This window comes from Paenibacillus sp. TY11, assembly GCF_059772165.1.
Window position 1 is genome coordinate 1 of the sequence record NZ_JCBAIQ010000039.1, and the last position, 25435, is coordinate 25435.

The 25435-nt window shown below is 45.8% G+C and carries 17 protein-coding genes; 1 reads left to right on the forward strand and 16 read right to left on the reverse strand.

What is annotated here, in order from left to right; all coding sequences use genetic code 11:
• Positions 1–546 precede the first annotated feature (546 nt).
• Positions 547–1707 (reverse strand): trans-sulfuration enzyme family protein, encoded by a 1161-nt coding sequence (locus AC6EJC_RS25640; protein ID WP_444956351.1) that lies wholly within the window; start codon positions 1705–1707, stop codon positions 547–549.
• Positions 1708–1830: 123 nt separating this feature from the next.
• Here AC6EJC_RS25640 and AC6EJC_RS25645 point away from each other — a divergent pair, with 123 nt between their 5' ends.
• The gene (locus AC6EJC_RS25645; RefSeq protein ID WP_444956352.1) at positions 1831–2937 is read left to right on the forward strand and encodes a GerAB/ArcD/ProY family transporter; all 1107 of its coding nucleotides are present in this window, start codon (positions 1831–1833) and stop codon (positions 2935–2937) included.
• 58 nt (positions 2938–2995) lie between these two features.
• Here AC6EJC_RS25645 and AC6EJC_RS25650 read toward each other — a convergent pair whose 3' ends face one another.
• From AC6EJC_RS25650 to AC6EJC_RS25720, 15 genes are all read right to left on the reverse strand, one after another.
• Positions 2996–3709: a DUF421 domain-containing protein gene (locus tag AC6EJC_RS25650; RefSeq protein WP_444956353.1), complete on the reverse strand. Its 714-nt coding sequence runs from the start codon at positions 3707–3709 to the stop codon at positions 2996–2998.
• A 182-nt stretch (positions 3710–3891) separates the two neighbouring features.
• On the reverse strand, positions 3892–4158 hold the full coding sequence (locus AC6EJC_RS25655; protein WP_013310304.1) for a metal-sensitive transcriptional regulator: 267 nt from the start codon (positions 4156–4158) through the stop codon (positions 3892–3894).
• Positions 4159–4235: 77 nt separating this feature from the next.
• On the reverse strand, positions 4236–4751 hold the full coding sequence (locus AC6EJC_RS25660; RefSeq protein WP_444956354.1) for a DsrE/DsrF/DrsH-like family protein: 516 nt from the start codon (positions 4749–4751) through the stop codon (positions 4236–4238).
• On the reverse strand, positions 4748–5338 hold the full coding sequence (locus AC6EJC_RS25665) for a sulfurtransferase TusA family protein (RefSeq protein WP_444956355.1): 591 nt from the start codon (positions 5336–5338) through the stop codon (positions 4748–4750). The genes AC6EJC_RS25660 and AC6EJC_RS25665 overlap by 4 nt, the downstream gene beginning before the upstream one ends.
• Before the next feature lie 208 nt (positions 5339–5546).
• Positions 5547–6074, reverse strand: a complete 528-nt coding sequence (locus tag AC6EJC_RS25670; RefSeq protein ID WP_444956356.1) for a TetR/AcrR family transcriptional regulator — start codon at positions 6072–6074, stop codon at positions 5547–5549.
• 150 nt (positions 6075–6224) lie between these two features.
• Positions 6225–7010 carry a DUF4309 domain-containing protein gene (locus AC6EJC_RS25675; protein ID WP_444956357.1) on the reverse strand — a complete coding sequence of 262 codons (786 nt, stop codon included), beginning with the start codon at positions 7008–7010 and terminating at the stop codon, positions 6225–6227.
• A 119-nt stretch (positions 7011–7129) separates the two neighbouring features.
• Positions 7130–7756, reverse strand: coding sequence for an HXXEE domain-containing protein (locus AC6EJC_RS25680; RefSeq protein WP_444956358.1), 627 nt, complete (start codon positions 7754–7756; stop codon positions 7130–7132).
• Between the two features lie 18 nt (positions 7757–7774).
• Positions 7775–8365, reverse strand: a complete 591-nt coding sequence (locus tag AC6EJC_RS25685) for a TetR/AcrR family transcriptional regulator (protein ID WP_444956359.1) — start codon at positions 8363–8365, stop codon at positions 7775–7777.
• 229 nt (positions 8366–8594) lie between these two features.
• A complete protein-coding gene (locus AC6EJC_RS25690) occupies positions 8595–9827 on the reverse strand; it encodes an aminopeptidase (protein WP_444956360.1) in 1233 nt (410 codons plus the stop codon).
• Between the two features lie 48 nt (positions 9828–9875).
• Complete coding sequence (locus tag AC6EJC_RS25695; protein WP_444956361.1) at positions 9876–11465, reverse strand: acetate--CoA ligase; 1590 nt, start codon at positions 11463–11465, stop codon at positions 9876–9878.
• Between the two features lie 179 nt (positions 11466–11644).
• On the reverse strand, positions 11645–12748 hold the full coding sequence (locus AC6EJC_RS25700) for a DNA alkylation repair protein (protein WP_444956362.1): 1104 nt from the start codon (positions 12746–12748) through the stop codon (positions 11645–11647).
• A gap of 185 nt (positions 12749–12933) precedes the next feature.
• Positions 12934–14961, reverse strand: coding sequence for a S9 family peptidase (locus tag AC6EJC_RS25705; RefSeq protein ID WP_444956363.1), 2028 nt, complete (start codon positions 14959–14961; stop codon positions 12934–12936).
• A gap of 343 nt (positions 14962–15304) precedes the next feature.
• Positions 15305–19411 carry a beta-ketoacyl synthase N-terminal-like domain-containing protein gene (locus AC6EJC_RS25710; protein WP_444956364.1) on the reverse strand — a complete coding sequence of 1369 codons (4107 nt, stop codon included), beginning with the start codon at positions 19409–19411 and terminating at the stop codon, positions 15305–15307.
• Positions 19386–20609, reverse strand: coding sequence for an ACP S-malonyltransferase (gene fabD, locus AC6EJC_RS25715; protein WP_444956365.1), 1224 nt, complete (start codon positions 20607–20609; stop codon positions 19386–19388). The genes AC6EJC_RS25710 and fabD overlap by 26 nt, the downstream gene beginning before the upstream one ends.
• Before the next feature lie 203 nt (positions 20610–20812).
• On the reverse strand, positions 20813–25435 hold a 4623-nt coding region (locus AC6EJC_RS25720; RefSeq protein ID WP_444956366.1), incomplete at its 5' end, for a non-ribosomal peptide synthetase.

The following is a 25435-nucleotide window of genomic DNA, read 5'->3' on the forward strand; positions in this document are numbered from 1 at the left end:
TTAAAGACGTTACAAAGTAACGTCAACCTGTTTCATCTTCATCCACTCTATTGAGAAGAACCGAAGATGAAACAATATAGAAAGAGCGATAAGCTCATTTTGAAACTGACGAGATAAAAATATCTCTTGTTCGCTTCCAATCTATACAGCCTGACGGCATGTACTAGAATTTCAGCAGTTGATTTTGCAAGCAAAATCATTACTCACTCGTTGTTCAGTTTTCAAAGATCAATTCAACAGCCATCAACTGGCCAGATACATAATTTATCACGTTTATATCTATCAAACAAGTTGTAATATTTCCCAATCTACTCTCCTACTATTATAGTTGCTAGATTTGTAACTCTACAGGGAGTTAGTTTTTATTAAAAAACTCCAGTGCACAGTGATTTACCTGGAACAACCGTAAAGCTTTTATCTCCCCTTATAATGCAGGGTTGATCAGATATAAACACCATAAACCAGAAAAGCAGCAACTCTCTAGTGTATTTGAGAGTTACTGCTTTCGTTTTTGTCGATAGAATCTTCTTTCCCTGCAAATGTCGCTTAACTTAAAGCTGCAGCCAAATCCTGTATCAGGAGTTCGGCAGGCTCGTGCCCTACAGCCAAGCGGATAAGCGATTCGGGCATGTGTTGGTTTTTCAAACTCTGCTTATTGTAGCCATAGTTGGGTGAGATCACCTGGCTCTCCATGGACCCCCAGGATACACCGATCCGGAACAGTCGCAATTTATTGATCACTCTGCGTATATCCTCGTAAGCCGAATCCTTTAGTTCAAAACTGAATAGTCCGGCATAACCTTTGAGCTGTCTGCATGCCAGCTCATGCTGTGGATGAGAAGGAAGTCCGGGATGATTTACTTTAGAAATGGCCGGATGATCCGATAGGAAGTGAGCAACCAACAGAGCATTCCTCTGGTGGGCTTCCATTCGAAGCGGAAGTGTTCTTAGACCTCTGATGAGTAGCCAGGCTTCAAAGGGAGCCAACGATCCGCCAATCAGCTCATATTCCTTAGCATACATTCGGTTTATTATTTCCTTAGAAGCGATCACTGCCCCTGCAATTAAATCATTATGGCCACCCAAATACTTGGATGCGGAGTGAACAACGATATCTACGCCCCATTCCAATGGTTTTTGGAAAAGGGGTGTAGCCCATGAATTATCTATGATTGTGCGGATACCCTTCGCTTTGGAAAGCGCGGTTACGTCCTGAATATTTACCATATCGAATGTGAATGAGGTGGGAGACTCCATAAGGATAGCACGGGTCTGCGGTTTTATGGCATTAGCAACTGCTTCCGTAGAAGTCGAATGCACGATGGTATAGTCTATATTGAACCTCGTTAAATATTTGACTAGGCTGACGGAGGTTTCATATATATGTCCGACCAGAATCAGATGATCCCCTGCAGATAAGCTACACATTAAGGCGGCACTGATGGCAGCCATTCCGGAGGCAAAGCACTTGCAGTCTGCCCCACCTTCCAGCGCAGCAATCATTTGCTCTGCAATCTGAACGGTAGGATTGGTTCCTCGCGAATAGACATAATGCTCCTTTTCATTATTAGCCGCCTCCGCATAATCATCGTAGGAATCAAAGAAAAATGGAGCAGTCTCATAAATAGGAGGGGCAGCAGCCTTAGGAAAATACCCTAGTTCATCCTCAAACCGGAGACAGATAAGCTGATCATCCGAGAAACTCAAATCTGATCACCACTTTCCGGAAAATTTTCAAACCTAAGAGGTATTCTCCTCAATCCGGGACACAAATATTCCATAAGCCAAGCTCCTCTGCATCCTGTGCTGATTGATTTACGAAATTCGGGAATGCGTCAAGATACACTCCGGGTATCAGAGCTGATCGTTTGTATTTCATTGTTTGAGGTTGGAAGTACCACCTTGTTTTTAATAGGTGGTGAGGCTAAGCAAGATGCTTGGTTAGCCATGTTGTTAGGAGCTTTTGCAGGATTATTGCTCCTTCTGCTCCATCTTGCCATTCACCATCAAGACCCCGACTTAGATTTGTACATGTTGTTTCGCCGTTACATGGGGAAATATCTGGGTACATTCTTCAACCTACTGTTTGTTGGCTATTTTGCATATGAGACTTCACGGAATTTACGCGATTTAGGCGAAGTGACAGTATTGACTTTGCTAAACCAAACACCAATGTGGATCATTACCTTGATTACAATCATGGTTATATCCAATACAGTTCGTTACGGCTACAAGGTATTCTTGTTAGTTTGCTTAATTCTTTTACCATTTTTTGTAGTTGGATATACTGTAATCAGCATATTAATCCCGGCGACCGGCCTCTTTAAGTTCGAGTTTATTTTTCCAGTTTTGGAGGAAGGATGGAAGCCGATTTTTAAAGCAGCTATTCCTGAGATTGTTTCCTTTCCATTCGGACAGATTGTATTATTTCTTGTATTTTATCCTCTTGTACACAGAGGTCGGAATCTCACAAGAGCAGTGACCATCACCTATATTATTACTGCAGTTTCCCTCATATTTATTAATCAGCTGATCATTTTTGTCCTGGGTCCTAAGATCGCAGCAAACAGCACACTACCTCTTTTGGAAACCGTACAGTTGATTGACTTGGCGGAAGTGTTTGAACGGATGGACGCACTTTTCACCTTACTTCTCTTTCTTGGCTTAGGAACCAAGATGGCCGCATTTTTTAACGGTGCTGTGATAGGACTTGAAAAAATAACCGGGATTGGATTTAAAAAATGGGTTATCCCCCTCGGTGCTCTGATTTATGGGCTTTTATTTCTATCTCCTAATTACACTCATCACATTATGATCGGTCGAGTGGTTATGATTAATTCCTGGTTTCCTGTTTTTCAGTTTTTTCTCCCTTTGTTACTATTCATAGTTATTGTTATTAGAAAAAGAAAAAAGATAAATAAACAGTCCTCTCCATGAGAAACAAAATCCAACCAATCGCCTTTACTCCGTGGCAGCCCCTATATATAGCATCCGTCTACGTAAGTCGACCTCTTTTATGATGCTTTTTCTCTTTCATCGGCACTATGTGAAGTGTTCCATCCTCGCTATATTCTGCATAGGCGATCTCGTCGATACTGTCATATCCCTGCTCCCGCATCTTTGCTTTAGTCTGCTCTATATCGATTTTCTTCCCCCTCATAGATTCATTCAGAAGTCTTCCTTTGTCAATGACCGTAACAGAAAATAGGCCCGGTTGCGTATCTATCCCCATATCCTGAGCGGCCGGTGGCTCGTATTCGGGTTTGCGCATGACCGACAATGAACCGTTCGTCTCTAACGTGGCGTACCAGACCTCACGAAGAGAAAAAATATTTTGCTGGCGTAGCATGGAGAGCAGCTGTGTAAATTCTATATCATATTTCTCAAGCATTTCTTGATTGACCTGGCCCTTATCAACGAGTAGCACTGTTCGACCTTCTGCCATATATCCAAATTTTACAAAATGGGTTGTCGCCTTCTCGAAAAAGTAGGCCAGCGCGCACCATAGTGCCAAAGCAAACAAAAGCTGCCAAATGGTTACCTTATCGTCATATAACGTATTCCCCACAATTTCGCTTAACACCAATGACGTTAGGAAATCGAGCGGTGTTAACTGACTGAGTGTTTTCCGGCCTGTAATAAAAGTAATGATCCACAAGCCAAAAAAGCTGATGATCAATTTGACACCAATCGTAACAAAAGCCTCCATAGAGATGCCTCCCGGAAAGAAGTTGTTTTCCTTAAAGGTTATTACACCTGTCTACTTCTACATAAACAGAGGACGATTCCACCTTTGAACAGCAATTTTATCATCACAAAAAACCAACATCCTCCCATTAAAAACATGTGAAAGGATGTTGGCTTACAGTTAATAACTTGACCACCTTGATCTTAGCGGCTTTTTACGAGAAGTTGAATCGCTTCTTTAACCAGCTTATCCGTGTCTCCCCCAGCCTCTTGTTCTTCCAATATACAACGTTGCAGATTCTCTGCCACAATTTGGGCAATCGCTTTATCCGATGCGTTACGTACGGCAGATAACTGACTAACGACGTCTTTACACGATTTTCCTTCATCCATCAAACGAAGTACCCCACGCACCTGCCCTTCAATCCTTCTCAGGCGCGTTTTCAGTTCATCACTGTAATTGTAATCCATAAAGCAATGCACTCCTTTTTTGACTTACCATATACACGTATAGGTATATTATAAACCAAAAAAATAAATAGGATACCCTAAATAAATAGATTTACCTTCCCCTGCGAGGCATCCCCCAAGTAGGCGGCTACTCCGGCATATTCCAAACCGTCGATTAGCTCTTCTTGTTGCAGTCCTAACAGATCCATTGTCATGGTACAGGCGACGAGCTTGATCCCCTGCTCTCGTGCCAACTCTATGAGCTGCGGAAGGGAAAGCGTATTGTGCTTTTTCATGACATGCTTGATCATCTGTGGACCGAGTCCGGCAAAATTCATTTTGGATAGTGCAAGCTTTTTGGGTCCACGAGGCATGATCCAGCCAAAGGCTTTTTCGAGCATTCCCTTGTTGGTGCGCACGATTTCATCCTTACGCAGCGTATTTAGTCCCCAAAATGTAAAGAAAATAGTTACTTCATGATCATATGCCGCCGCCCCATTCGCAATAATGAATGCAGCAATCGCCTTATCCAGCTCTCCGCTGAATAATACAATCGTTGTTTTTGGCTGAGCATGCTCTTGATTCTTTGCATCAATTCCTGTTGTTGTAATCATATGGATTCGCTTCCTTTAGTCTCTCCTGCCCATTCGGACATGCCTAAAAGCACAGATTTGACGTTTGTAGCGCCTTTGCCTACTAATAACTGGCAAGCCATTTCACTGCGTGCTCCAGCTTGGCATATCACTACGATTTCTTTATCCAGGTTCAGCTCAGTAAGTCTGTTCTCCAGTTCTCCGAGAGGAATGTGCTTAGATCCGGGGATATGTTTAAGTGCAAATTCTGCGGGCTCACGAACATCCAGCAAAATGAAGTTCTCCTTTCCAGACCATTTTGCTTGCAGCTCTTTATGACTTATCGTTGAAGGAAATGCTTGCTCCTCCTTCACTTCAGCCGGATTTGCTTTGCGTAGATAATGTCGCATTACATCTCCTTCTTGGAGAGTGCCCAAATATTGATGTCCGGTTCTTTTGGCCCAGCTCTGAAAATCGGCTAATGAACCTTTGTCAGTCGCCTGAACCTCCATTATCTGCCCGGCAATGAGCTCATTCATAGCCTTTTTTGTTTTTACAATAGGCATAGGACAAGCTAACCCTTTGCAATCAAGAATCTGATCTGCTTGGATATTATTAATAGATGACATGGTATAACCTCCGCCTGTTTTTTGTGGGGCTTAGTATTAATTTGTATATACATATACCCCTATGGGTATTAGGATAACGAGACTCGCTTCTCTTGTCAACTTATTTGGCCGTTTTTTCTCAGAAGCAAACGAAATCATGTCTTGAACAAAATATAAGTAAAAACAAAAAAAGCCGCGCAAAAACGCGACTCTAATCCATAAACAAAAATTAATCGTCTTTTTTCATCAGTTCTGGCAGATCCAGCGACATCGAAATATTACACAGCATACCTCTGGCGAGAAAAAGCATCGTTCTTTCCATTGCTTGTTCAATACCTGCCCGTCGGAAAGCATCATAGACCGTCGTATGAATTTCACGGAACCCTTGCTGCATCACGCTTACAACCACATCCTCGCGGATCGTCTGCGCCTGCATTTGCAAAAGTGTTTCATTGCGGTATTCCGTCATAATTTGCGAATAGGCTGCAATTAGCTCTTGCTCAAGCTGCTCAGACGAGGCCGAATGAATGACCCTGTGAAAAGAGTCTATGATACGTGCAAATGAAACCTTCAGGGCTTCAACAAGCAATGCTTCCTTGGTAGCGAAAAAACGAAAGACATAGGGTTGAGAAATATTGGCCCGTTCCGCAACTTTGGCTGTCGTAGCTCGGTAGTAGCCCATCTCCGCAAACACTTCAATGGCAGCAGATATGATCTCCTTTTGGCGATTTATTGATGTTGACGTAGCTTTAGCCATGTTTTTTTCATCCTTTTGTTTATCACAGTTTTCTGATTAGTGATTAATCAATTACAAATCAGTATAAACGACATACTCTAAAAATGCAATGGGGTTGAAAAAAGTCGCCTCCGTGATCCGGACGGAAACGACTCAGTTATATACATCTAGTTATGGTGTCATTGAGTTGAAGTATAATCGGATATAATTGACCTTTTGCGTTTTGGTTTGATAGGAAAATACTAAATAATAACTAAGTCCTGATGTGTTATTGATCGTATAATTGGCTTCTGCTGTGCCAGGTATGTCTCTAGAGGTGTCAACTGTTTCCGTGGGTTGGCCCAATTCGTCAACAACTTGTTTGATAAGCAACTTCTTATAGTCTGGATCAGAAGATGTAATTTCTGTAACTTTATCACTTCCATCCAGTATGATATCTGTATGATATTTAGCGTAGCTTCTCATAGGACCTGTAGAACCAGACTCGGATTTCCCCCACAGCTCAAACAAAAGATCGCTGCTAGTTCCCAAGCCAAGACCTTTAGGCAAATTCGGTAAGGTTCCCTGCTTGGCTGCGCTGAATATAGCGGCTGCGGAGCTGTGTTTACTGTGAGGTGAAGCTGTACTACTGGCAGGTTCTTGATGGGTCGAGGTTGAGCCTTGACCAGGCTTTTTTCCAGTATTCTTGGAATTTCCTGTATCCGCGCTTGGCTTACTGGCATCTGTACTCGTCATGTTATTGTGGGTGCCTTGCCCATTTGTATTGAGGTCCGTGTTTTGATCTGTAGAACTAGCAGGTGGTGTGACTTTTTCCGCTGTAGTTGGAGCAGTTGATTTTGCTTCCCCGCTATTGCTGCATCCTGTCATCACAGCAAAACCTATAGCCAATAAAGCGCTAGTGGTGATTAGCTTGTAAGCCAACTTTTTACGATCATGAGATTGATGTGTATGTTTCATTATAAGATCACTCTTTCCTTGTTCATGGGTACAAACCAAGTGTAACCGAACCTCGTTTCCAGAATACCTCTACTTGTATCCAACTTGTAAACAAGGACATTGATGATTTCTAACATACACTATTTACGATCGTAAGCTCCCAGCTGTTGTTTAGAAAAGGAGTAAGGAGAGTCACTCTTCTTTAACCATATATTCCCTTTAATGATGAAGATGTATACTGCAAAAACAAAGTAGATCGTACCTGCAATCCAGTCTATTGCCGTTGGGATGTCTCGTTTTACTATATCATGAATATACCAGATTCCGACTGGAACATGCAGGAGAAGCGCCGTAAACAAGCCGGGATTATATAAGGTTTTTGCTTTGATATTGACAACGATGCCGTGCCAGACGACCTGAAAGAATCCCATAAAAACTGGTGCGAGTCCAAGCCAGACTACGTGCGGGAACCATACGGGGAGCAGATAAAACACATAGGCAATTGCCACATTGATGATCATGGCTGATTGAGTGTTTAAGGGGTAATGATCCGGTGCGTCACTTTTAAACATAACGTTGTTAAATAAACCAGCAAAATATCCAGGCCAGCGGTACTCCTCAAATTGATGAAACAATATAGCTACAAAACTCAACCATAACAAGCCTGTTATATCCGAAAAGATAGCTCGATTCATAAGCAAAACAATACATACAGCCACACCGATGATAGCCCCTGCATCTTGCCAATATTTTCTCAAAAAATTCATATTAGTCACCCCTGTGATTTATTTTTGATCGAAATATCTTTCAAACAGCAGGTTTAATTGTTCCTCTATTGAAGGCATTTCCACAACTGCCCCTGATTCAAGAATCGGACTCATCAGTGCAGGCAGAAAAATAGCCCCGAATATTTGCAGCATCATCGCTAACAACCGCTCCGGCTGTTGCTCACCTGTCAGCTCCTTGATCGTGCTTTGAACCTTTGGAAATCCCATCATGTTTAAAAACTTTCCGTATTCCTGTTGAGATGTAAAGGGCGTGCTGCCCATGACAATAATCCGTGATAGAAGCTCCGGATATTGGCGAATGACCTGTAAATAGTTAAGTAAAAATTGTTTGAGTCTATCTTGGGGGGGCATCGCTGTATTGTCCAAAATAGAAAATGTGTGCTGAAAGCCGTTTAATATCACCTCAATAGCTTCACTGAGCAGATTTTCCTTGGAGCCAAAATAATAATTAACTAGAGAAATATTAGTAGTAGACAGGTCAGCAATTTTTCTGATTGTAACCGCCTCGAAACCTTCCTTTTGAATAAATTCCAGCGTAGCGTCTAAGATTTTTTCTTTGGTTTGTTGTTTTTTGTCTGGGTGATTCATGTTTTTCCTCCTCCTGTTTAGTCCAGTCATAACGGATAAATGAAACGGACAACTTTATGCAAATAATATTTCAAACAATATTTAAAACAGTGTTTAAAATATTGTTTGAAATCAGTTTAGCACTTTATATTTCACAAAACAAGTAACGATTTAAGATTTAGGGTATAGAAAAACCCGCAAAACGAATAAGATCGTTTGCGGGTTGATTGAGTTGAGATTGAAAAAAGGCCTAAATAGCCCAATTCCCTTTGCGGAACACGGCTTCTTTGCTTCCATCTTGCAGTTCGCCGTCAATATCCAGCTCAGCTGAGCCGATCATGAAATCAACATGAGTCAGGCTGACATTGGCACCGTTTTGGAGCAGTTCCTCCCGGTTCATTAGTGTTCCTTTTTCCATGTTAAACGGATACGCACTGCCTAGTGCCAAGTGGCAGGAGGCATTTTCGTCGATACCTGTATTGTAAAAGATGCGATTGAGATTGGAAATCGGTGAATCGTGCGGCACGAGTGCAACTTCTCCCAAATAGCTGGCCCCTTCATCCGTAGCGAGCAAATGAGTCAGATGCTGCTCGCCGGATTCTGCCGTATATTCGGTGACTTTACCGTCCTTAAAGGTGAACGTAATGCGATCCACCAGTTGTCCATTCAAATTGAGTGGCATGGTACTTGTGACATGACCATTTACACCTGTACGCTTAGGCATCGTGAACACTTCTTCTGTCGGCATATTCGCGACAAAATAATCTCCACGCTCGTTTTCACCACCACCGCTACGCCAAATATGCCCATCGGCCAGTTCGATTTTCAAATCTGTTCCAGGTCCACGATAGTGTAGACTTTTATACTTTTTATGATTCAGCTTGTCTTGCACCTGCTCAAGATTTTTCAAATGATTCTGCCAATTCTGAATAGGATCAGAGCCGTCTACACGATTCATTTGGAAGATCGTATCCCACATGACACGAATGCGGTCCTCTTCTGCCACATCGGCAAATACTTTATCGGCCCAAGCCTTCGTCGGCGCTTTAATCAAACACCAGCTAATTTTATGATTTCGGGTATATTTGGAAAAACCTTCTCTCGCCGTAGCCGCCGCCTTTGTCGCACGAGAAACCTTTTGCGGATCAATGCCTTGATATAAATCCGGATTCGGCACTTTAATCGTTAGTGTGGCTCCACCCTCTTCGGCGAATTTCTCCATCATTTCTGCCTTCCAAGCCGGGTAGTAATCAAAGCTGGCTTCGTCACCATGTTCAAAACGACTGCGCGTAATGGAATCGTCCTCAAACTCTACCTGTACATATTTAGCGCCTGCTACATAGGCTTTGCTGACAATCAGGCGTGTAAACTCAACGGTTTCCAGTGGTGCAGTTACCAAAAACACCTGTCCAGGCTGAATGTTGACCCCTACTCTTACAACCAGTTCTGCATATTGCTCCAACAATGCTTCAAATGTACTCATTTTGCCACGCTCCTGTTCCGTTTTTGATCATATTATATGACCTTATCATTACAGTATGGATTGCTTCTCCAGTTCACGCAGCTCCACTCTTCGTATTTTGCCCGAGCTGGTTTTAGGAAGCTCTTGAATAAACTCTATTTCTCGTGGATATTTATAAGGCGCCGTCCATGCTTTCACATGATGTTGCAGTTCCTTCACTAACGCCGGTGATCCTTCTACCCCGGCTTTAAGTACGACGAAGGCTTTTACGACATGTCCACGGATTTCGTCAGGGCTGGCTACGGCAGCACATTCCTGCACGGAGTCATGCTTCATAAGCGCTTCCTCTACTTCAAAAGGACCAATGGTATAGCCAGAACTGATAATGATATCATCACCACGTCCTTCGAACCAAAAATATCCATCCTCGTCTTTGCGAGCCCGGTCTCCCGTAACAAAATAATCTCCGTGGACACTAGCTAATTTGCGTTCCGGATCTTGGTAATACGTATGGAATAATGCCGGCAGATCAGCACGCACTGCAATATCGCCCACTTGCCCTGGAGGCAGCGGAATGCCATCCTCGTCTACGACCTCAACAAGTCCCTGTGCAATGGATTTGCCCATCGAGCCTGTGCGCAGAGGCGCGTCCTTTAAATTACCAATAATTAATGTGCTCTCCGTTTGCCCGTAGCCGTCACGAATCGTAATGTTGAACTGCTCTTGAAACTTGTTAATGACCTCCTGATTGAGAGGCTCTCCCGCAGAAACTGCGCTGCGTAATTGGGATAGATCATATTGATCCAAACCATCCGTTTTCGCCATAATCCGATATTCCGTCGGCGTACAGCACAACACTTGGATTCCGTACTGCTGCATGAACTGCAAATAGCGACCTGGACGAAACGAGCCATTATATACGAATCCGGTCGCTCCATTTCCCAGTACGGATAAAAACGGACTCCAAATCCACTTTTGCCATCCCGGTGCAGCTGTAGCCCATACGATATCTGAGGCTTGAATATCCAACCATGGTGATGTTATCCGCTGATGAGCATATCCCCAGCCATGGCTATGTACAACACCTTTAGGATTTCCCGTGGTGCCCGAAGTATAGGCCAGAATGGCCATGTCGTCACGGTGCGTCTTCACAGCTTTAAAAGTATCTTCCTGTCCATCCATCAGCTCATTCAGAGCGAGCCAGCCAGGTGCATCTGCCGTGCTGTCGCCGGAGACAACGATACGATAATCCAGAGCAGGCAAATCATCATTTATTTTGTCCACTTCACTTGTTACTCCGGTCCAGGCAATGACTGCGCGCGCTTCTGAATGGCGAAGACGATATGCAATATCCTTGGCACGCAGCATTTCTGAAGATGGAATGACAGCAAGTCCCAGCTTTAAGCATGCCAGGTAAATTACATACGCAATAATACGACGTGGTACTACGACCAGAACCCTATCCCCTTTGTTAAATCCCAGACTTGCAAGTCCTCCAGCCAGCCGGTTAGCCTTTTTCAACAGCTCTCCATAGGTGATTTCTTCGTATTCTCCTGTCTCACTCAACCACTTAAGTGCTGTTTTACCAGCCTCATGGTGTTCCATTTCCGAAGTCATATTGTAATATTCAGGCGCAAGCCATCGTTGCTGATCTGTCAAATTATACCTTCCCCTTTATACATAAGATGAGAGCCACGTCCTTAATGTAGTATAACACGTCTTAGTACCAGGTTCTAATACCAGAATCAATTTTTTTTGGAAAAAATTAAATTTTGCAAAGCGAACGACAAAAAAGAAAGAGCCCAATTTCAGACTCTTTCTCTTCACTGCTACCGTATCTACAACTCGAGTTCTACCACTGTGGAAGCCGCTTCTTGCCCGTTTACGAGCAGCACAATCCGGTGCGCCCCCGAATAATGGCGACGAGTTGTCAGGTCTGCAAAACGGTGTGTCCGTTTACCTGTAAGATGGGTTCCTCCGGAGACCGTTTTGTCGGAAAGCAAAAACAGTTTGCGTGAGACTTGTCCTCTCGCCTTCACAAAGTCGATGCCGTACTCGATGCGGACTCGTACCGGGTCACCTTCTCGAAGCTGAAGTGTGTAACTCAACTCACAGCTATCCCCGAGCTTTAACACGGCCGGGTCTGCGGTAAAAGAGGCTGCTGTGACCAGCGGCGTCCCATCCGTTTCATTCGCATAGCCGAACATTGCCATCACTTCGGGAATGGATTTGCGAATCAGCGTCCGGCAGCCATGGCGCACAATCCAGTCGGTATCGGGATGTATGCCTTTCCACCGTTGAGCCGTTGCAATGACGATATAGGGATGATCCTTGGCAATATCGTTCAGGTTGTTAGCTACACTTTTACGTACATACATTGATGGATCGGCCTTTAGTAATTCCAATACGGCCAATACTGGAGCAGGATCGCGCTTAAACACAGGCAACGCCTGTCCCCAGGGTAGCCGTGGACGACAGCCTTCGCTAGCAAGACGGCGGACGTGCTCACTTTGGTGTCCCGCCCAAGTCCTCATCTGCTGCATCATCCGTTCCGGTTCACGCAGGAGGAAGGGTCTCACGGCGAACTCCGCAGAGGATTTTGATGTGAAGCGCTCCAGTGCCTTCATGGACAGGTTCCAATGCTCTTCTTCCTGCCCGTACACCTCCACAAAATCGGGGAAAAATAAGTACGGAAACCCGCTGCAATGCTCATCTATGGCAAAAAGCACAGCCAAGGCTTCTTCATAACGACTTGGCAAAAATGCTCCTAATGTTAACGAAATACGCCGTATCCTTTCTTTTAGCTCCAGCTCACTCCATTTTTCATCCATCACTTGATGGATAAATCCGTTGGTGTCGAACGGGCTGTAAGCAGTCTGTACTTTTTCACCGAATAGACGAAGGAATTCCTCCGTGTACATGTTTTTTAAGGGCTCCGCCATTATATATCTCCTTTTGTATACGAATGTAAGCTATAAATGATATCTTCATCTATGATAACCACAAATTGTCATGCAACACCAGCACTAAATGAGGTTGAGTGAATCGCAGCAAAGCATACTAAAAATGCCAAGTCCTATGATTAGGACCTGACATTTTTTCAATAACGGATAAAATCGTTTAGAACTTATATTTCGTGCTCGGCAAACCAATTGGTAATACGTTGCAGTCGTTCCACACGAAGCTGCGGGTGCCCTTTTCGTGAAAGCTCATGACTTGAAGCTGGAAAACGGACAAATTGGGTAGGTTTCCCCAATCTCCGTAATGCTGTAAACAGCTGCTCTCCCTGTTCAATTGGGCAACGCAGATCCTGTTCCCCGTGCAAAATGAGCAGTGGTGTGTTGATTTGCTGCACATAAGCGAGCGGAGATTGTCTCCATAAAAGCTCGCAATCATTCCACGGATTCCCGCCAACTTCATCTTCAGTAAACGAGTATCCTATGTCACTCACCCCATACATCGACAGCCAGCTGGATATGGAGCGCTGGGTCACAGCTGCGCGGAAACGATCGGTATGACCGACAATCCAGTTTGTCATAAATCCACCATAGCTGCCTCCTGTTACGCCCAGTCTGTCCGGATGAATGAATGGGAACTGACGTATAGCCTCGTCCACTGCGCTCAGTAGATCGGTGTAATCGCGTCCGCCGTAATCTCCAAGGACAATATTGGTAAAAGACTGTCCGTACCCTCGGCTTCCTCCCGGGTTCGTGTAAATGACTGCGTATCCCTGAGCGGCCAGCAGCTGAAATTCATGAAAAAAGGAATTAGAATACATAGCATGGGGACCACCGTGAATCTCCAAAATGGCAGGATAGGATACTCCCTCCTTAAAACCAACAGGCTTCATCACCCACCCCTGCACCCGTCGACCATCCTCGACCTCAGTCCAGAAGCTCTCAGGCACACTGATCTCAATCTCACCGAGCAGAGAGTCATTCACTCGCGTCAGCCGTTCCTCGGCTCCAGAATGGATCGCAATCCGGAACAAATCGCCTGGTAAAGCGACATCGGTGGAAGCGGCAATGATATACTGCTCATCCGAAGTAAGCTCGAATTGGTAAATTTCCCGTTCTCCTTGGGTTAAAATTTTAAAAGTTCCATCAAGCGCAAACTGATATACGTGCACATTCCCTTCAAGGGTTACCAGCGAATACAGGGATTGACCGTCCGCACTGAAGCGTGGTGGACCTACATGAAGGTGTGAACGCATGTCGCTCATACCTGCATTACCGAGGTGAGCGTCAAGCGTCTCACTAACGCATACTGCCGTCCCGCCATTGGAGGGAACCGTGTACAGTCGGGTCTGAGTAGCATCTTTGGCATGTCGATCATGACCGTAAAAGGCAATCGTTGAACCGTCGGGAGAAAAAGCAGCACTCTCGATTTGCAGTTCGGAATGGGTCAGCTTACGCGGTGCTGTCGCATCACCATTAGAAGTCGCAGGTGCTATCGTAAACAAATCATTTTGTTTACGCAAATCCGTATCCTCTTTCGAATGCTCTGCTATTCTGGCGACGAATAAAATCAGCTGGCCATTCGGTGACCAGACAGGCTCCGCCACATCATAAGCGCCGGACGTCAGTTGAACCGTGTGCCCTGAAGTCACATCAGTTACATACAAGTGATCACGAGTATCATCCCACAGCCCATAACCGTCAGATTTAGCTTTTGTTCGATTTACGACTCGTCCCTTAAGTTGTGCCTCCTGATTTCCTGTATCGGATGTAGGGCTTGACTGGTTCTCAGCCGTCTTAGCTACAAAAGATATGCAGGTCCCATCCGGCGACCAGGCTAGTGAACGAACGTTGTTCTCTACATGTGTAAGCTGTCGGGCCTCTCCCCCGCGTGCTGGAATAATCCATACCTGACGCTTGCCGTCTGTCGTACGGAGAAAAGCAAGTTGTGATCCGTCCGGTGACCAGACAGGCGTTTCATCTTTCGGCCCGTATGTAAAGGGTATCGGAGCATCACCTTGGAATGGCAACAGCCAAATACCCGAGTTATAGTCTGTGTGCTCTTCATTAATATATTGTTCTACGTAAGCGATTTCACCACTAATAGGATGAACAGCTGGATCGCTCACCCAGCGAAGTTGATATAAATCCTCGGCTGTTATACGGCGTTTGGCCATGCTAAATTGCGAGTTACTCAAAAAAATTCCTCCTTATATCATCAGATCACAACAACTTCACATTTAATTAATCCGATTAATTTTATATGATTTTAATAAATATACAGTTACGTTACTCTTTTTATGTATCACTGTCAATTTGTATATAACTCAAAAGACCCTCTCTCAGTCGCTATGGACCCGAAAACACCGCTGAATGGGTTGCTTTCATGAGAGAAGGTAATGATTCGCTATCAGTTATAGCTGAAAAATAGGAGAAATGGAGGAAGCCCCAATAGGAATAGTAGATCCATCTCGTAGGTTCGGCCCCTGCTGTCAAATCGTTTTGGGAAGAAGATACCCTACTTTAGAATCTGGAAAAAATTCAGTGATTTCCTGCATTCTTGGAAACAGCCTTTACGGATGGAGATGACTGACCCCGGAGAACATCGAGCTGCTGTGACATCAGACGCAACTGTTGCTCCAAAATTCGCTCTACAACCGCAGAAGCTGTAGCGTTCGGGACGCTTTGAGTCCGTATTTGCCCAGCCGTATCCATAGCATAGACGGAAGCGCCAGCCGGAACGGTTGATTCATGAGACGGTTGGGTTAATGGGAAAGCTGCATGATCAACCTGATTCAGGGATGTTTCTGGACGATTTTGCACAGATTGAACTGTGGCCTTCTGTTCCGTTCGAACCTGTTCAGGCACGTTAATCCAGCATCTTTTACGTTCGAATGGATACGTGGGCAGCGAAACCTTTTTATAGTGCTTACCTGCATAGAGGGCATTCCAATTGATCTGCGCTCCTTGCACGTACTTGGCTGCCAGCTGCTCCAATGATTGCAACGTGTCCAAACTTCCAGTGACTATCTCTGCACTACCTGTGCTATCAACTTCCCCAGTGTATACGCCTTCGACGACTCTGCCTTGTTCGTGTAACTGAAACACCTTCGCTTTCAGCGAATCCCCTCCTGCGGCAGTCATAGCAATCCGGTGATTCAGGTGCCCTCTGCCTGTGTTAGCCGTATAGCATACATCCTGTATCACGAGTTCTTCTCCGCGTCTGAACCGTTCTGCGTACCGCCCGACCAGCTCTCGCAAAGCGGATTCACTCCGCGCTGACAAGGTCAGCAGCAGCGGTGATGATCTATTGTTACTGTCCGTTGAAGTTTGGTCTGATTCCGTCTTCGCTATATATTCCTCCAGCACCACATGGCAGTTTGTCCCGCTGAATCCAAAGGAGCTCAGTCCACTTCTTCTCGGGAAACCATCCGTCTTCCATTCCCTCAGCTTCGTATTGGCGTATACCGGGGATTCTTCAAAATGGATTTTCTGGTTTGGTACGCGAAAATGAACGAGCGGCGCAATCTGTTGATGTTTCAAGGACAGTACGGATTTGATCAAGCCCGCAATCCCGGCGGCTTCGTATAAATGACCGATATTCGTTTTGACTGTGCTGATTGCGACAAACTGCTTACGCTGTGTATGCTTGCGGAAAGCCTTGGTAATGCCATCAATCTCAACTGGATCGCCCAGTTTGGTTCCGGTACCATGCGCTTCGATATAGCTGATCGTTTCAGGATTAATCCGTGCATCACGCCACGCCTGCAAAATCACTTCTGCCTGAGCCAGCGCATTCGGGGCGGAAATACCAATCGTGCTGCCGTCCTGATTGATGGCACTTCCTTTGATCACGGCTAAAATGTTATCACCGTCTTGTTCCGCTTTGCGCAGTGGCTTCAGGAAAACGGCTCCAACTCCTTCTCCCCAGCCCGTTCCATCCGACTGGTCGTCGAAGGCTCGTGCCCGATCATCAGAGGATTCCATGCCAATACCCGCTTTCAGTGGCAGCAAAATCGTCTTCACTCCACCTGCCAAGGCCATGTCGCAGTCTCCACTAAGGATGGACTTGCAGGCCAAATGCACTGCCACGAGTGAGGAAGAACAAGCTGTATCAATGGTTAGCGCCGGACCCTTTAGATCGAGTAAATATGCAATCCGACTGGAAATAATGGACGATAAATTACCAATGGCAAAGTTCGGCAGTGCCCCCGGTTCCACCTCGGACAACAAACGCTCGTATTCGAAGCTGGTTTTGGAGAAGCCGACATACACGCCGACCTTTTGACCCACCAGTTGCTTCCCCCCATACCCCGCATCCTCGATCGTGCTCCAGGCGGTTTGTAGGAATAACCGTTGATTCGGGTCCATGAGTGAGGCTTCCCGTGGAGTCAGCTTAAAGAAGGAGTAATCGAACTTGTCTACTTCATCCAGATAGCCGCCTTCTGCAATTTGCATATTCCGTCCTTCCGTATTCAGACGGGAAATGAAATCTTCGGCGTCTTTCCTTCTTTCGTCACTGTACGGTCCGATATTGTCTGCCCCTGATGCCATATTCGCCCAAAACTGCTCCAGTGTTTCCGCTTGAGGAAATTTGCCGGACATGCCGATGATGGCAATATCCCGGTCATTCACTTTCTCCTTGGCCTCAGGCTGTGCTGTTGCAGCCGCTTCACTACTTAGGTCCTGACTGGAGATATACGCAGCCAGCTTGGCGATGGTCGGATAGGAAAAGAAGTCCGTCACCTCAATATGAATCCCTAATTGGTCCTCCAACAGGTCCACAATCTGAACGAGTTGCAAGGAAGTCACTCCGATATCAAAGTAGCTGTCGTTCGTCCCGATCGACTTTACATTTAAAATATCCTGGCAGATTCCAATCAGCTTCTGTTCTATCTCTCCTTGAGGCAAGACTTTACGCTCAGCTGCTTGCACGGTTTGAGTGACCTCGGCCAGAGTTGTCAGTATCTCATTAAATTCACCTTGCTCATAACTCTGGGCTAATTTGAAGCGCTGAACTTTCCCACTGGTTGTTTTAGGGATACGCCGGATCGGAACCACATCCTGAATGTGCCAGCCTCCTCGGTAATTCAGATGGCTTTTCAACTTTTGGACAAGCGGTACAAAATGTTCTATCTTTTTCGTGTGCATCACAAAGGCAACAATACGATCCTGCCTGGTTTGCGCATCATGTACACCGCACACAGCTACTTTCCCGAGATCCACGCCATCCAGTTCCTCGGCAATCCTCTCGATGTCATGCGGGTAGACATTCTGTCCGTTCACGAAAATGATATCCTTGGCTCTACCGGTAATAGTCAGGCGGCCGTTCCGCATAAACCCTAAATCTCCAGTGATAAGCCAGCCATCCTCTGTTTTGACCTTCGCGGTAGCCTCTGGATTGTTATAATATCCGGACGTCACATTTTTGCCGCGGATCTGTGTGTGTCCAATCACCCCATCTTCGAGCACCTGATTTTGATCATCGCAAATGCGGACAGAGGTACTGGCCATTGGATACCCCAAATCAACAAAAGTAAGACACCGCTTGTCGGACTTGTCTACTTCTTCGATGGGTTCACCTACGTGTAACTGCTGCCGATTCAAATGGATGGGTAAAAAGGTATCCTTGTCCAGAGGTGGAGTGGAAACACCTACGCTGGCTTCTGCCAAACCGTAGACAGGGAACATCACATTTTTATTCAAACCATGAACACTCATTGCATCCATAAACACATGACAAAGCTCCACAGATACTGGCTCAGCTCCATTTAAGATCATACGAACACTTGACAAATCCCAGTTAGATGCTGTTTCAGGTTTATACTGATCGAGAAAAAATTTATATCCGAAATTGGGAGAGCATATTTGAGTCACCTTATGCTCCGATACTTTTTTTAACCATAAAGACGGGCGTCTGATAAAAAGTGCCGTCGGCATAATCAGCTGCTTGGCATTAGCGATCACACAGGTTAAATGAAATGCGATCAATCCCAGGTCATGCGTAAGCGGCATCCAGCCCAAATAAGCATCCTTGGAGCTCATGCCCGTTTGATTTGCGATATCCCGAATATTGTAAATCAAATTTTCATGCGTCAGCATGACACCTTTGGGATCACCTGTAGAACCTGAGGAAAATTGGATAAAAGCTAAATCCTCCGGTTTGGATATATGGACTACACCTTTACTCTGATTGGAATAATCGAATGTATGACTTGAAAAAGTCGCTTTTTTAACAGGCTCAAAGGAATCCAGCAGTTGGTGCTGGTGCGAGTATTTTTCCAACTGCTCCAATACCTTGTCATCTGCAATCATATAAGGACAGGAGAGTGTATTCCAGATTTTAAACAATTTCATTTTATGCTCATCATTATTCCCTATGCTTACAGGAACAGGTACGATTCCACCGAGTAGGCAACCCCAAAATACATTCACAAAAGTATGATTGTCGTCGATCTGCATGATCAGCTCATCACCAGGTTGTATCCCTTTTTCCTGTAATTCATGAAGTATCTGTAATGCTTGCTCCAGAAGTTTACTGTAGGAGACATATTCCTCTTGTTTATCACCGGAAATAAAGGTGATCCCGTGTTCATCCCGGTTTGCGCGGTCTTGAATGATTTCAATTAAAGTTTGAAACTGCTCCATCCTGATCCCTCCTTAATTGCTCTAGCATTACTTTCTGCTCTCCTTCGGAGACCTGTTTGGTTTGCAACACCAGGCGAATACACCCCAGTATTTCCTGTCTTTGCTCAGAAGCAGGAGGCGGACTGCTGCCTGATTCTGAGTTTCGCAGTAATTCTTCCAGTCTTCGAACAGGTAAAATAACACCCTTTCGATACTCATCTTCATTCCAATTGGCATTGGGGGTAGACACTGCCAGTGAAAGGGAACGAGCAACCCAATCACGGATTGAGAAACGGCGTTCCATTTCAACGCGATCCAAGTCTCTGTCGAGGGACAGCAATTCAATGGAAGTGTTTATTTCCTTCGTCAAATTTTTTAGCACCGTTCGTGGACCTAACTCGATGCCTTGTTTCACGCCATGATTCGCCATATACTGCGTGGTTTGAATCCATCGAACTGGGTGAGTCATTTGCAAAATCAATCCTTGACGGATGCTGTCAACGTCGGGGTATGGCTGAGCGGTCACATTAGAGATCACGGGCCACTTCGCCTCATTTAGAGTATATTTTTGCAGCTCTGCGGTCAGCCTATCCGCAGCATGCTGCATAAGCGGACTATGAAAAGGACCGCTGACCTGCAAGCGGGTAATTTGGGCTCCCCGCTGTTCTAACTCGCCAGCTACCACAGCGACAGAGGTGCGATGACCTGAAACGACGTACTGGTTAGGTGAATTGTAACAGGCAATGGCAGCAGGCTGATCTACTGTGGAGTGCAAACGACAGAATTCTTCCACAGCGCCTGGCTCAGCACCGCGAACGGCAATCATGGTGCCCAGTCCGGCCACTGCGGCTTCTTCCATGAAGCGTCCCCGCTCTTGAACCAGCCGTAAAGCGTCGCCAAAGGATAGAACACCGCTACTTACCAGAGCTGAATATTCACCCAGGCTATGACCTGCTGAAAATTCAGGGATAATCCCGATTTCGTGCATATAACGCCGGAAGGCAATGACGCTGATCGTAAGAAGTGCGGGCTGAGTATAAAATGTTCTGGATAGCTGGGTAATCGGACCTGCCATGCATAAAGCTTTCAGATCATATCCCAAAATATCAGCAGCCTCTTCGAACAAGCGATCTGCTTCTCTAAAACCGCTATGCCATGCCGCTCCCATCCCTACATACTGAGACCCTTGTCCCGGAAAAACCAAGGCTGTGCGATTCATACCAAACCCCTTTCCTCCCCACAAAGATATGGCAACACAATTTGCATACATCTCAGGAGCAATTTTAATTCAGAAATAAAAAATTCCCTCTCTCGATCGTCAAGAACCCGAAAGCATCGTTATTTTGGTTACTTTCACGAGAGAGGGGGAAGGATAAGATTTTTATAGATCAGGCATTTGCAAAAATCCTCATCTTCAGTTCCTTACTGCGGTATGGTCAGATTCGACAGAACCTTTTCAGTTGCAGCTTGGAAAATTTGATAAATTTCCTCGCAATCTTCCTCATACGGAAGGGACAGAGAAATTTTCAGAACACTTGCTGTATACGCAGACTCGAAGAAAATGGCTTCGCCTCCATTAGCCTCTTTTTTCGGCCTATTCAAAGCACCGAGCAACTTTGAGTCTTCCTTCATTTCACCCAAGTAGTTGAACACAATAGGTAATTGTTCAAAATTCTTTTTTAGAATGCTGCTTGATTGCGGGTAAGCTGATTTCATTTCTTCGTTAAAGATCAAATTGAAGAAATTCAAATGGTGATTAACAGCAACATCCAAGGGTTTCTGAATATCGTTTTCGTAGGATATCTCCTCTTCCTTCTGGAGTAACACAGGAATATGGTCAATATATTCTCCCAGTGACCCAAAGTAGTTCCTAGCCCCATACTGTCGTCCATACTGCGTCAACCATAACGGAACTTCGGACTGTTCAAAGTAACGGCTAAAGAACTGAAATCCAATTTGCAACGAAATATCCGACAGGCTTGCAGCCACGTCCTGTTTTTGAATATCATGCAGCTTCAGTTCCCAAATCAATGAGGTAGATTGTGCATAGTTACACTCACGCATCCTTGCATGGATTCGGCTATTGTTATTGTCAAACGCTTGGAGCTTAAATTGCTCCACAATGTCTTGATCACTGATTCCTTGAGGACCTTGGCGGATAAGATCGACATAATCGTGATAATGGAATGTTTTAACGGTCTGACTCTGCTGGGTATGATCGTATTCCTCAAGAAGCTGATTATGCAGAACTACACTGCTCGTAGCATCAAAAATAATGTGTGAACATGGCAGCAGCAGCAAGTGTTCCCGCAGATTCAAGCGAACCAGCGTAATCCGGTACTGCAAAGATTGGGTCTGCTCATATGGTTCAAAATACAGATTCGACATGATGGATGGAAGAAGCTGTTGTTGTTCCTGCACAGGATAGACTGAAAGATCCACACAAGGCAATGAAATATGCTCTGGAGTTGGCCGTACTTCCCATTCCCATATTCCATCCGAACATACAAGCACACTTCTCAGTAATTCATGACGTTGAATCAACTGTCGAACTGCTGTAGTCAGGCGCTCCACATCCACGTATTGATCCAGCCGGATCACGGTACCCGAGGAAGCTGGGTGCACCAAATGATAATGCTGAGCAGGGGCCAGCGGGAAACGATGGATAACCTTTGAGCTGAGTAGATACTTATTCCAGCGAGCATTCATTTTAGCGATTTTTATAATCCATTCCTCAGACTCCAACGGACGCTGACGGCTGTTTGCCTGTTCCTCGTCTGTCTGCTCCAGCTCTGTATACTCTGTGCTAACCCACTGGCTGGCGTCTTCCTCACCCATAGGAACGATATAGTGAGGGTGCAGTTCAGAATGAATATGAGACGAAATTCCCACGGTCATTTCACTCACCTGATCTGGTCGGAACGGATATACCTGTAAAAATAAATAGTCGTGCTCATCGTTGGCTACGAATTGAAGCATGGCCTGTACTCCAAAGGTTTCGCTAATCCATTGTTCAGCTTCCGTTAAATCTGTAAGCAATGAAGTGTCTTGCTTGGTGGCAACTTTATTAAGGGGTAACAGATCGGACAAGCTTCGAATGGTTTGATGTTGCAACACTTGGTGTATGCCCAATGGAATACCTGATTCTTGTGCTTTGGTGACGAGCTGAATCGCCTTTAAAGAATGACCTCCAAGTTCAAAGAAGTTCTCGTCGATACTTACCTTTTCTCTACCAAGCACCGTCTGCCAGAGATTCGCCAATTGCTGCTCCATTTCATTTCTTGGAGCTGCGTAGCCTGCATCCGGGCTATTCGCTAATTCCGGCAATGGCAGTGCTTTGCGGTCTATTTTGCCGTTCGGTGTCAGTGGCATGGACTCCAGCTGTACAAAGTATGAAGGTACCATATAGTGAGGCAGCTTTTCGCCCAGTAGGCTGCGCAGCACACCTGCATTCATTTCTTGTTCTGCCACATAGTAGGCTACCAGTTGGTTTTGCCCTTGCCCGTCTTCTCGGGCTAGCAGGATGGCTTCTTGCACATGTTCTACTTTTAACAGGTTCGCCTCCACCTCACCCAGTTCAATCCGGTAGCCCCGGATTTTCACTTGATGATCTATCCGTCCCAGGTGCTCGATGTTCCCGTCCGGCATCCATCTCGCCAAGTCCCCTGTCCGGTACATCCGTTCATATCCGGTTTCTCCGTCCGTAAACGGATTCGGTATAAATTTCTCCTTCGTCAGTTCGGGACGATGCAGATATCCACGTGCCAGTCCTACACCTGATACACACAGTTCTCCAGCTACACCCACTGGCGCCAGATGTCCTTGTGCATCCACGATATAGACCCGGTGATTCGGGACGGGACGTCCGATAGAAATCCGTCCCTCCGCATTCGCGTCCTCAGACACTGGCCAAATCGTTGTAATAATCGAATTTTCCGTTGGACCATACGCGTTGTAGTAGGCCACTTGATGCTTCCACTTGTTTACCAGGTCTGTCGATGTCGCAGATCCCCCCGTGAGCAGGATGCGCAGGTCTGGCAGTCGCTCTGCTTCTAGATACACCGCGTACGTCGGTGGTAGTAACACGGCCGTAATCTGGTGTTTCGCCATGTACTGCTCGAACTGTCCATAGTTTAAAATCGTTTCCGACGTCGGTATATATAGCGTGGCTCCGCAGAACAGCGTTTGAAACACTTCCCAGCAAGCGGCATCAAAGGAATAACTGGCAAACATCAAGACATGATCCGACAAGTTCATCTGTAGTGTTTCATCGAAATAGGTTTTGAGGTTGCACAGCCCGCGGTGCTCGATCATAACGCCCTTCGGCTGTCCCGTCGTACCCGACGTATAAATCACATATGCCAGATCGTTCGGGCCAGACAACGGCTCCAGATTCGAACCGTCCTCGTGGTAGACCTCCTGCACCCCATCCAGCACCAGTACCTTGCCGCCAAAAGTGGCCTTTTCCACCAGATGGCTTTGCGTTAGCAGCAATTCCGCACCCGAGTCATCGAGCATGTAGCGGATACGTTCCTCTGGGTACGTCGGATCTATCGGAACATACGCGCCTCCGGCTTTCATAATCCCGAACATCCCCACGATCATATCTACCGAGCGCTCCGTCATCAGACCCACCAGACGATCCTTCGTCACGCCATGACTCCGTAAGGTACGAGCCAATCGGTTGGCTCGTTCATTCAGCTCGCGGTAGGTCAGCTCTTCTCCCTCGAAGAACAAGGCCGTTTGCTCTGGTGTTTGCAAAGCCTGCGCTTCAAACAAACCGTGAATTGTCTGCTCGCTTGGATACGCTGCCGCCGTATCTCCCCACACGTGCAGGATTTGCTCGCGTTCTTGCTCGGTCAATACATCCAGCTCACGTACAGGAATATTCGGGTTCGCCGTTACCTGCTCCAGCAGCCGCACCAGATGTCTCTGAATCTGTTCTATACTTACCCGCTCAAATGCCAGAGCATTGTAATTAAAGCTCATGTGAATGGCTTTCCCCGACTGTACCACCAGATTAAAGTCATAGCTCGTTGCTTCGACCTCGGTCAGGCTAAGACTGGTCTGCTTGCCTTCACCAAACTGCTGCATTGGTTTCACTGCCGGATCATTTACAACAATAATCCTGTGGTTGATCCAATTTTGCATCAGCTCCGACAACGCCTGAATTTCAGTCAGCGGATACGCAGTATGCATATGCGCAGCTATAGATTGCTCCTCGTTTTGCTTCATAACCTGCAAGAACAGAATGTTCTCATCGCTTCTAATTCTTACAGGTATCGTATTCTGAGACAGACTCAGCATTGGTCCCACATTCAGAGGATCAGGCGAATGTACGGAAACCGTACTACCAAATACGACATCATCCGTACCATTATATTTTTGGAGCAATATGCCCCATACTGTCTGGATCAATGTAGTCAGCGTCACCTGATGGCGCTTGGCAATCCGAAGAATCTTGGTCGTCAGACGCACACTCAGAACAGTATTAAGCTGCTCTTCCTGATCCCCCGCGTTTGACTGTATCTTGACTTGTGGCAAATGGGCCTGTTCTTCATATCCGTCGAGATATGCACTCCAGTAACGTGTAGCTTTTTGACGTTCCTGATGTACTTTCAGCACAGATACCGTTTCTTCTGCCGTGATTTGTTCCAGTTCACCCAGCGGGATATCTGGATTGGCTGCAATTGTTTCTACCAAACGTACAAAGTGACGCGTAATCTGCTCGATGGTGTCCCGCCGGTATAGCGATGTTGCATATTGCAATCCGAAATAGATGCCTGTTTCTTCCTCGCTGGCTTCCAGCATCAGGTCGAACTTCGCCGGAACCTGCTCCATACCATATGGACGGAAGCTCAGACCTTTCAACTTCAGCTCCCCTTGTTCGTTATTTTGTAGTACAAACATCGTGTCGAACAGTGGGTTGCGGCTCATATCCCGTTTCACGTTCAGCTTTTCCACCAGTTCCTCAAACGGATAGTCCTGATGCTCATATGCTTGCAAGGCCCGCTTTTTCACGTCCTCCACGTACTGACGGAATGT

What these genes read in the sequence shown, in the direction of transcription:
- AC6EJC_RS25665 (WP_444956355.1), bottom strand. Translation starts at nt 5,338, where the DNA reads ATGTCATCTATTAATAATATCCAAGCAGATCAGATTCTTGATTGCAAA.
- AC6EJC_RS25690 (WP_444956360.1), bottom strand. Translation starts at nt 9,827, where the DNA reads ATGAGTACATTTGAAGCATTGTTGGAGCAATATGCAGAACTGGTTGTA.
- AC6EJC_RS25685 (WP_444956359.1), bottom strand. Translation starts at nt 8,365, where the DNA reads ATGAATCACCCAGACAAAAAACAACAAACCAAAGAAAAAATCTTAGAC.
- AC6EJC_RS25655 (WP_013310304.1), bottom strand. Translation starts at nt 4,158, where the DNA reads ATGGATTACAATTACAGTGATGAACTGAAAACGCGCCTGAGAAGGATT.
- AC6EJC_RS25680 (WP_444956358.1), bottom strand. Translation starts at nt 7,756, where the DNA reads ATGAATTTTTTGAGAAAATATTGGCAAGATGCAGGGGCTATCATCGGT.
- fabD (WP_444956365.1), bottom strand. Translation starts at nt 20,609, where the DNA reads ATGAATCGCACAGCCTTGGTTTTTCCGGGACAAGGGTCTCAGTATGTA.
- AC6EJC_RS25710 (WP_444956364.1), bottom strand. Translation starts at nt 19,411, where the DNA reads ATGGAGCAGTTTCAAACTTTAATTGAAATCATTCAAGACCGCGCAAAC.
- AC6EJC_RS25700 (WP_444956362.1), bottom strand. Translation starts at nt 12,748, where the DNA reads ATGGCGGAGCCCTTAAAAAACATGTACACGGAGGAATTCCTTCGTCTA.
- AC6EJC_RS25660 (WP_444956354.1), bottom strand. Translation starts at nt 4,751, where the DNA reads ATGATTACAACAACAGGAATTGATGCAAAGAATCAAGAGCATGCTCAG.
- AC6EJC_RS25670 (WP_444956356.1), bottom strand. Translation starts at nt 6,074, where the DNA reads ATGGCTAAAGCTACGTCAACATCAATAAATCGCCAAAAGGAGATCATA.
- AC6EJC_RS25675 (WP_444956357.1), bottom strand. Translation starts at nt 7,010, where the DNA reads ATGAAACATACACATCAATCTCATGATCGTAAAAAGTTGGCTTACAAG.
- AC6EJC_RS25645 (WP_444956352.1), top strand. Translation starts at nt 1,831, where the DNA reads ATGCGTCAAGATACACTCCGGGTATCAGAGCTGATCGTTTGTATTTCA.
- AC6EJC_RS25650 (WP_444956353.1), bottom strand. Translation starts at nt 3,709, where the DNA reads ATGGAGGCTTTTGTTACGATTGGTGTCAAATTGATCATCAGCTTTTTT.